Below are 9,625 nucleotides of genomic sequence, written 5' to 3' on the forward strand. Positions count from 1 at the left end.
GTCGGTTTCGTACAGCCTACGATCACTCTCCCCGCATCCACTGATCCATGACGGAGAGCAGGTGGTCGGGATCGACCGGCTTCGTGACGTAGTCGGAAGCCCCGGACTCGATGGCCTTCTCCCGGTCGCCCTTCATCGCCTTCGCCGTCAGGGCGATGATCGGCAGCCCCGCGAACTGCGGCATCCTGCGGATCGCCGTCGTCGTCGCGTAGCCGTCCATCTCCGGCATCATGATGTCCATCAGTACGACCGTCACATCGTCGTGCTGCTCCAGCACTTCGATCCCCTCCCGGCCGTTCTCCGCGTACAGCACGGACAGGCCGTGCTGCTCCAGCACACTGGTGAGGGCGAAGACGTTGCGGATGTCGTCGTCGACGATCAGCACCTTCTCCTGGGAGAACATGATCCCGCGACGCGACTGCGGCGCCGCCTCCTGTCCGTCGGAGACCCACGACGGGGCGGCGGCCCCCTGCGACTCCGGCGGCACGACCGAGGACTGGCCGGCCTGGTCGGACGCGGCCGGCTGACCGGCCGCCTGCCCCGGCAGCGCCGTCCGCTGATCACCGCCGCTCACCGCCCTGCGACGCCGCCGGAACAGCCCGGCCGGACCGCTCTGCGGGTCCGACGGCAGCTGGGCCGGCCCGTGGTCGGCCTGCGGCGCGTTCTCCGCCGCCCGGTCGCCGTCCGAAGCGCCCCCGCCCCCGCGCAGCGGATCCATGGCGCCCGGTGTGAGCTGCGGGTAGCCCTGCGGCGGCAGTTCGCTCGGGTGCAGCGGCAGGTAGAGCGTGAACGTCGACCCGCGGCCCGGCTCGCTCGCCGCGTGGATCTCACCGCCCAGCAGCCTGGCGATCTCCCGGCTGATGGACAGGCCGAGGCCGGTGCCTCCGTACTTCCTGCTGGTCGTACCGTCGGCCTGCTTGAACGCCTCGAAGATCACCCGCATCTTGCTGGCCGCGATCCCGATGCCGGTGTCGGTCACCGAGAAGGCGATCAGGTCGGCGTCCACGTCACGCAGTGAACCGGCCTCGAGCAGCTGCTCACGGATCGCGTTCGGTACGTCGGCCTTGGCCGGCCGGATGACCAGCTCGACCGCCCCGCTGTCGGTGAACTTGACCGCGTTCGACAGCAGGTTGCGCAGGACCTGGAGCAGCCGCTGCTCGTCCGTGTGCAGCGTCGCGGGCAGCTCCGGGGAGACCCGTACGGAGAAGTCCAGCCCCTTCTCCGCGGTGAGCGGCCTGAAGGTCGCCTCCACGTAGTCGACGAGCTGCACCAGCGCGATCCGCGTCGGGCTGACGTCCATCTTGCCCGCCTCGACCTTGGACAGGTCGAGGATGTCGTTGATGAGCTGGAGCAGGTCGGAACCCGCCCCGTGGATCGTCTCCGCGAACTCCACCTGCTTCGGGGAGAGGTTCCCCTCCGCGTTGTCGGCGAGCAGTTTCGCCAGGATCAGCAGCGAGTTGAGCGGCGTACGCAGCTCGTGCGACATGTTCGCCAGGAACTCCGACTTGTAGCGCATCGAGACCGCGAGCTGCTCGGCGCGCTCCTCCAGGACCTGCCGGGCCTCCTCGATCTCGGTGTTCTTCACCTCGATGTCGCGGTTCTGCTGGGCCAGCAGCTCGGCCTTCTCCTCCAGTTCGGCGTTCGACTCCTGGAGGGCCTTCTGCCGGTTCTCCAGCTCCGCGGACCGCACCCGCAGCTGCTCGGTCAGTTCCTGCGACTGCTCCAGCAGCACCTCGGTCTTGGTGTTGACGCTGATGGTGTTGACGCTCGTCGCGATCATCTCGGCGATCTGGTTGAGGAAGTCCTTCTGGATCTGGGTGAAGGGCTGGAAGGACGCCAGCTCGATCACCCCGAGGACCTTCCCCTCGAAGAGCACCGGCAGCACGATCACGTGCGCGGGCGGAGCCTCGCCGAGACCGGAGGAGATCTTGAGATAGCCCGGCGGCACGTTGTCCACCAGGATCGTGCGCTTCTCCTCGGCCGCGGTGCCGATGAGCGTCTCACCGGGCTTGAACGACGTCGGCATGGATCCGGCCGAGTAGCCGTAGCTCCCGCGCATGCGCAGCTCGTACGGGCTGTCCTCGTCCGCGCCGACCTCGGCGGTGCCGCGCGTCGTCAGGGCCAGGAAGAAGGCGCCGTGCTGCGCCGAGACGACCGGCGTCAGCTCGCTCATGATCAGGGAGGCCACGTCGTCGAGATCGCGGCGGCCCTGCATCAGACCCGAGATACGGGCCAGGTTGCCCTTGAGCCAGTCCTGCTCCTTGTTGGCCAGGGTGGTGTCGCGCAGGTTCGCGATCATCGTGTTGATGTTGTCCTGCAGATCCTGGATCTCGCCCGCGGCATCGACATCGATCTTGAGATTGAGGTCTCCGCGGGTCACCGCGGTGGCCACGGCCGCGATCGCGCGCACCTGCCGGGTCAGGTTCCCGGCCATCTCGTTCACGGACTCCGTGAGGTCGCGCCACGTGCCGTCCACATCGCGTACGCGCGCCTGGCCGCCCAGGATGCCCTCGGTGCCCACCTCGCGGGCCACGCGGGTCACCTGGTCGGCGAACGACGACAGCTGGTCGACCATCGTGTTGATGGTGGTCTTCAGCTCCAGGATCTCGCCGCGCGCGTCGATGTCGATCTTCTTGGTCAGGTCGCCCTTGGCGATGGCCGTGGTGACCATCGCGATCTGACGGACCTGGCCGGTCAGGTTGGACGCCATCGAGTTCACCGACTCGGTGAGGTCCTTCCACGTGCCGGAGACCCCGGGGACGCGCGCCTGGCCGCCCAGTTCGCCTTCGGTACCCACCTCGCGGGCCACGCGTGTGACCTCGTCGGCGAACGACGACAGCGTCGTCACCATGGTGTTGACGGTGTCGGCGAGCTGCGCGACCTCTCCGCGCGCCTCGACCGTCACCTTCTTCGTCAGGTCGCCGTTGGCTACCGCCGCCGAGACCTGCGAGATGTTCCGCACCTGCGACGTCAGGTTGTTGGCCATCAGGTTGACGTTGTCGCTGAGGTCCTTCCAGATCCCGGTGACACCGCGCACGCGCGCCTGGCCGCCGAGGATGCCCTCCGTACCCACCTCACGGGCGACCCTGGTCACCTCGTCGGCGAAGGACGACAGCTGGTCGACCATCGTGTTCACGGTGGTCACCAGCGCCAGGATCTCGCCCTTGGCATCGACCGTGATCTTCTTCGACAGGTCGCCCTCGGCGACCGCCGTCGTGACTTCGGCGATGTTGCGCACCTGCGACGTCAGGTTGTTGGCCATGGAGTTGACGGACTGGGTGAGGTCCTTCCACGTACCGCTGACGCCCTGCACCTCGGCCTGGCCGCCCAGCATGCCCTCGGTGCCCACCTCGCGGGCCACCCGGGTCACCTGCTCGGCGAAGTTCGACAGCTGGTCGACCATCGTGTTGAGGGTGTTCTTCAGCTCCAGGATCTCGCCGCGCGCGTCCACGTCGATCTTCTGCGACAGGTCGCCGCGCGCCACCGCCGTCGCGACCTGGGCGATGTTGCGCACCTGCGCGGTGAGGTTGCCGGCCATGCCGTTCACCGAGTCGGTCAGGTCGCGCCACACGCCGGCCACGCCGGGGACCTGCGCCTGGCCGCCGAGCCGGCCGTCCGTACCCACCTCGCGGGCGACCCGCGTGACCTGGTCGGCGAAGGAGGAGAGCTGGTCGACCATCGTGTTGATGGTGTTCTTCAGCTCCAGGATCTCGCCGCGCGCGTCCACGTCGATCTTCTGCGACAGGTCACCGCGCGCCACCGCCGTCGTCACCTGGGCGATCTGGCGCACCTGCGAGGTGAGGTTGCCCGCCATGAAGTTGACGGAGTCGGTGAGTTCCTTCCACGTGCCGCTGACGCCGTCCACGCGCGCCTGACCGCCGAGGCGGCCCTCCGTACCCACGTCACGCGCCATCCGCGTGACCTGGTCGGCGAACGACGACAGCTGGTCCACCATCGTGTTCACGGTGTTCTTCAGCTCCAGCATCTCGCCGGAGACGTCCACCGTGACCTTCTGCGACAGATCGCCGTTGGCGACCGCCGTGGTGACCTGCGCGATGTTGCGCACCTGGCCGGTGAGGTTCCGGAACGCCGTGTTGACGGAGTCCGTCAGGTCCTTCCATGTGCCCGCCGCGCCCGGCACTTGCGCCTGCCCGCCCAGCAGACCCTCGACGCCGACCTCTCGCGCCACTCGCGTCACTTCGGAACCGAAGGACTGAAGCTGGTCCACCATCGTGTTGACGGTGTTCTTCAGCTCCAGCATCTCGCCGGCGACGTCGACGGTGACCTTCTGCGTCATGTCACCGTTGGCCACCGCCGTCGTGACCTGCGCGATGTCGCGCACCTGCGTCGTGAGATTGCGGAAGACCGTGTTGACGGAGTCCGTCAGGTCCTTCCACGTGCCCGCCGCGCCCGGCACCTGCGCCTGCCCGCCCAGCAGACCCTCACCGCCGACCTCGCTCGCCACGCGGGTCACCTCGTCGGCGAACGTACGCAGCGTCTCGGTCATCTGATTGATCGTCTCGGCGAGCTGCGCCACCTCGCCGCGCGCGCTCACCGTGACCTTCCGTGAGAGATCGCCGTTGGCCACCGCCGTGGTGACCTCCGCGATGCCGCGCACCTGGGCGGTCAGGTTCCCCGCCATCAGGTTGACGGAGTCCGTCAGGTCCTTCCATACGCCGGCCACCCCCGGCACCTGCGCCTGCCCGCCCAGCTCGCCCTCCGTGCCGACCTCGCGCGCGACGCGGGTCACCTCGGAGGAGAAGGACGACAGCTGGTCGACCATCGTGTTGACGGTGTTCTTCAGCTGGAGCATCTCACCGGCGACATGCACGGTGACCTTGCGTGACAGGTCGCCCTTGGCGACCGCCGTCGTGACGAGAGCAATGTCACGGACCTGGGCGGTGAGCCGGTACGCCATGGTGTTGACCGAGTCCGTCAGGTCCTTCCATGAACCGGACATACCGCGGACCTGGGCCTGACCACCCAGCTTTCCCTCGGTACCCACTTCGAGGGCGACCCGCGTCACCTCGTCCGTGAACGCGGACAACTGGTCGACCAGGTTGTTGACCGTACGCCCGACCTTCAGGAACTCACCCCGCAGCGGATGCCCGGCCTCCGCGCCCTCGACGCTCTGCGACCGCAGCTCCATCCGCTGGTCCAGGTCACCGTCCGCCACCGCGGACAGCACCCGCCCGACCTCGGAGACGGGCCGCACCAGGTCGTCGACCAGGGCGTTCGACGCGTCGATCGCGGTGGCCCAGGAGCCCTCGCAGGCCCCCGTCTCCAGCCTCTCGGCCAGTTTCCCCTCGCGTCCGACCATGCGCCGCACCCGGGCGATCTCACCGGTCAGATGCAGATTCCGGTCGGCCACCTCGTTGAAGACAGCAGCGATCTCGGCCATCACCCCGTCGCCCGACACCGTCAGGCGTTTACGGAAATTGCCGTCCCGCATCGTCACAAGGGCCTGCAGCAGCCTGTTCAGGGCCGCTGTATCCACTTCGGTTGTCCCATTGCTCCGGGACCGTCCGCCTTTTGCGCGCGTGCTGGTGCTCCGCGCGGCTGCGCCAGACTCCACCGTGTCCCTCCCGCAGGGGTCGACCGTACTCATCGGGCTTCGCCCGAAGCCTTCCCAGTGTTTCACCATGGCCGAACCAGGCCATAACAGTTCGGCAGCTTCGCACACCCCTCCCCGGACTCCGGGGGCGGAAACACTGGTGACCGGCATCCGCTCGGACATGGAAGGTAAGTAACCTGGCTTCCGGCTGTCCAGCCGCCCCGGTCCGCCCGGCGGGGGCGGTGACGCGAGATCCACCACCGGGCACCGGAGGGGCGGGCCGATCATGGCAGAGCCGGGCGTCGAGACGCGTACGAGGAGTTCTGTGATCACCGCGCGGGCGGCTGCCAGCTTCGACCCCGTGGGACGGTCCGTCGCGACCGCCCGCGCCTTTGTCAGGGACACACTCCAGGGCTGGGGCTACACCGACATCGTGGACGACGCCGTCGTCCTCACCAGCGAGCTCGTCACCAACGCGGTCGTGCACGCCGGCACCACCGCCGACGTGCTCTGCCTCCGTACGGACGAGGGCGTCCGCGTCGAGGTCGGCGACCGCTACCCCGAACGGGACGTCCCGCTCCAGGGCACGGCCCAGTCCTTCGGCAGCCCGGAACGCGAAGGCGGACGCGGCCTGCTGCTGTGCGCCGCCCTCGCCTCCCGCTGGGGCGTCGACTACGCCCCCACCCACAAGCACGTCTGGTTCCAGCTCGACCTCCCCGAGCGCCCCGTCGGCATCCGCTCGGCCGGCCCCGTCCTGCCCGTCGAGCACCTCCCGGTCGCCGACGGCCGCATCCGCGTCGCCGTCGTCCAGATCGACCGCTCCGGCGCCATCAACGCCTGGAACGAGGACGCGGAGGAACTCTTCGGATACGCCGCCGACCAGGTCACCGGCAAGCAGCTCACGGACTTCGCCGCCTGGCCGCACACCCCCGGCATCGCCACCGGCATCGCTGACGCCCTCCAGCTCTCCCGCTGGGAGGGCAGCTACGGCGTCCGCGCCGCGGACGGCCGCACCGTCCCCGTGTACGCCTCCCACCTGCGCGTACGGGACACCTCCGGCGAGCCCTCGACCGTCTGCCTCCTCGTGCGCGACTTCGAGCGCGCGGTCCTCCAGTCCCCCCAGCGCACCCCCAGCGACACCGCCAAGGGCTCGCTCTCCGAGGGCCGGACCACGGACCCCTTCGAGGTCTTCATCGGCTCCCCCGCCCCCGACGACCTCGACGGGCTCCTCCAGCGCACCGTCGAGCGCTCCCGCGACATGCTGGACGCCGACTCGGCGTTCCTCCTGCTCGCCACCGACGACGAGACCGAGCTGGAGGTACGGGCCACCACCGGCCTCCCCTCCGCCCGCCAGCGCTTCGCCCGCGTCCCCGTGGAGGCCGGCACCGGCCGCTACGGCTCCGCCCGCATGCCCGCCGTCCACGAAGACCTCACCGCCGTCCCGGGAGCCGTACCGCTCCTCAACGGCACCGGCATGCGCTCCGTCGTCACCGTCCCCCTCAAGGTCGAGGGCCGCCTGACCGGCTCCCTCGGCGTGGCCGCCGAAGCCCCCGGGCGCTACTCGAACGAAGAGGCCCTGCGCCTGCAGTTCGCCGCCGACCGCATCGCGCTCGCCGTGGAGTCCGCCCGCCTCGGCGAGCTGGAGCGCCTGCGCCGGGGCTCGCTGTCCTTCCTCGTCGAGGCCTCCGACCTCCTCGCCGGTACGCTCGACCGCGACCAGACCCTGGCCCTCATGGCACAGATGACGGTCCCCACGCTTGCCACCTGGTGCGCCGTCTACACCATCGCCGACCAGTCCTCGGAGCCGTACCTCTCCTTCGTCCTCCACGAGGACGAGGAGCGCATCGACGGCCTCAAGGCCCTCCTCTCGAAGATCGACCCCCCGGAGCCCGTCCCGGCTCCCGGCGCACGCGTCTGGAACGCCCCCACCGAAGCCGCCCACCAGGCGGCGCTCCGCACCTCCATGCGCAGCCTCGGCCTCGGCTCCGCGCCGCACATCGGATCGGGCATCGGCACCACCCTCGCCACGGCCGCGGCCGTCGGCGGCGAGACCGTCGTCCTCCCGCTGGTCGCCCGCAACCGCGTCATCGGCATGCTGACCCTCGGCAAGCCCACCGACGACCACTTCCGCCAGGAGATCCTCGAACTCGCCGAGGACCTCTCCCGCCGCGCCGCGCTGGCCCTGGACAACTCGCGCCTGTACTCCGAGCGCATGGCCATCAGCCAGTCCCTCCAGCGCAGCCTGCTCCCCCCGGAGCTCCCCCACGTGCCCAACGTCGAGGTGGAGGTCATCTACCGGGCCGCGGGCGAGGGCAACGAGGTCGGCGGCGACTTCTACGACCTGTTCCCCATCCGCGACGGCGCGTACGGCTTCGCGATCGGCGACGTCTGCGGCACGGGCCCCGAAGCGGCCGCCGTCACCGGCCTCGCCCGCCACGCCCTGCGCCTCCTCGCCCGCGAGGGCTTCGGCGGCCCCGCCGTCCTGGAGCGCCTCAACGCGGCGATCCTCGACGAGGGCGCCCGCAGCCGCTTCCTGACCCTGCTGTACGGCGAGCTGTGGCCTCAGGAGGACGGCAGCGCCATCCTGAAGGTGGTCTGCGCCGGCCACCCGCTCCCGCTGCGCCTGCGCCCCGACGGCACCGTCGAACCGGCCGCCGAACCGCAGCCGCTACTCGGCGTCATGGAGGACCTGGAACTGTACGAGCAGACCGTCACCCTCGACCCCGGCGACGTACTGCTGTGCGTCACCGACGGCGTCACCGAACGCCGCGAGGGCACCCGCATGCTCGGCGACGACGGCCTGGCCGACGTCCTGGCCACCTGCACGGGCCTGACGGCCGGCGCGGTCGCCGCCCGCATCCTGCGCGCCGTGGAACGCTTCGCCGCCGAACCGGCCTCCGACGACATGGCCATCCTCGCCATGCGCGTGCCCATGCCGCACGCCCCCATGTGACCCGTACAGGGGTACGCGAAAGGCCCCCGCCAACCGGCGGGGGCCTTTCGTGTGTTGAGCCCCAATACGGAATCGAACCGTAGACCTTCTCCTTACCATGGAGACGCTCTACCGACTGAGCTATTGGGGCCTGCGCTGCGCTGCGGCAACGAGACAGAATCCTACCCGAACATCAGCCGTGCTCCGAACCCGCTGTTCCCCGACCAGCCCGCACACACCGCCTCCGCCGCACCACACCTCAAACGGACGTCCTAGAAGGCCGGTTGCAGCAATCCGCCGAGCACGTTGCAGGCCGCCACCACACGGTGCAGGTCACGACGGGACAGCGGGCCACCGACGGGCAGCGCGAGGGTCTCGTCGGCGGCGCGCTCGGTCTCCGGCAGGCAGACCGCCCGCTGGAACGCCGGCAGCCGGTGCACGGGCGTCTTCACCGGCACCCGGCAGTCCACTCCCCTGCGCCGCACTTCACGCGCGAACGCGTCCCGATCGGGCCGCCCGTTACCGGGCACCCGCACGACGTACTGCGCGTACGAGTGCCCCGCGCACGCCGCCGGGGCCCGCACCCCGGTGAGCCGCCTGTCCAAATACGCGGCGTGCACCTGCCGTTGAGCAAGCACACTCGGCTCGGGCACCTCGCCCTCCCGGTGTTCCACCACCAGGAGACCCCGCCGCCGCCCGAGCTCCCGCACCGGCCCCACGCCGGCGAGGTACCCGAAGCGCGGCACGACGACGACGGCCGCCGTGCGCCTCGTGACGGCCGCGTCCACGGCCGCCGCGTCGAGGCAGTACGTGGCTCCGTCGATGTCGGCGAACACGGGCACAGCCCCCACGGCCAGTACGGCCTCGGCCACTTCGGCGTTCCCGTAGGCCGACACGACGACTTCGTCACCGACGCCGACCCCTACGGACTTCAGTATTCCGATCGTCCCCATGCCTCGGGATGCTGGTCCTTCAACGTGAACACCACGTGTCGCGGCACAAAAAAACGCTGGTCCCCGAACCGAAGTTCGGGGACCAGCGTTGAATGATTGTTCGGCGGCGTCCTACTCTCCCACAGGGTCCCCCCTGCAGTACCATCGGCGCTGAAAGGCTTAGCTTCCGGGTTCGGAATGTAACCG

Annotated in this window: 3 protein-coding genes, 1 tRNA gene and 1 rRNA gene; 1 reads left to right on the forward strand and 4 read right to left on the reverse strand. The window is 69.8% G+C overall.

Features of this window, described 5'->3' with window-relative positions; genetic code table 11:
- Positions 1 to 22: 22 nt before the first annotated feature.
- On the reverse strand, positions 23 to 5,575 hold the full coding sequence (locus AC07FK_RS04810; RefSeq protein WP_479102508.1) for a HAMP domain-containing protein: 5,553 nt from the start codon (positions 5,573 to 5,575) through the stop codon (positions 23 to 25).
- A 265-nt stretch (positions 5,576 to 5,840) separates the two neighbouring features.
- On the opposite strand from AC07FK_RS04810, the gene AC07FK_RS04815 reads away from it, so the two are divergent.
- Complete coding sequence (locus tag AC07FK_RS04815; RefSeq protein WP_479102509.1) at positions 5,841 to 8,507, forward strand: SpoIIE family protein phosphatase; 2,667 nt, start codon at positions 5,841 to 5,843, stop codon at positions 8,505 to 8,507.
- 57 nt (positions 8,508 to 8,564) lie between these two features.
- Here the strand turns inward: AC07FK_RS04815 and AC07FK_RS04820 are convergent.
- The 3 genes from AC07FK_RS04820 to rrf form a co-directional block, all read right to left on the reverse strand.
- Positions 8,565 to 8,637, reverse strand: a tRNA-Thr gene (locus AC07FK_RS04820).
- A gap of 121 nt (positions 8,638 to 8,758) precedes the next feature.
- Positions 8,759 to 9,439, reverse strand: coding sequence for a DegT/DnrJ/EryC1/StrS family aminotransferase (locus AC07FK_RS04825; RefSeq protein WP_479102511.1), 681 nt, complete (start codon positions 9,437 to 9,439; stop codon positions 8,759 to 8,761).
- 98 nt (positions 9,440 to 9,537) lie between these two features.
- A 5S ribosomal RNA gene (gene rrf / locus AC07FK_RS04830) occupies positions 9,538 to 9,625 on the reverse strand; the annotation flags it as partial.

The organism is Streptomyces sp. NPDC046122 (assembly GCF_056429965.1).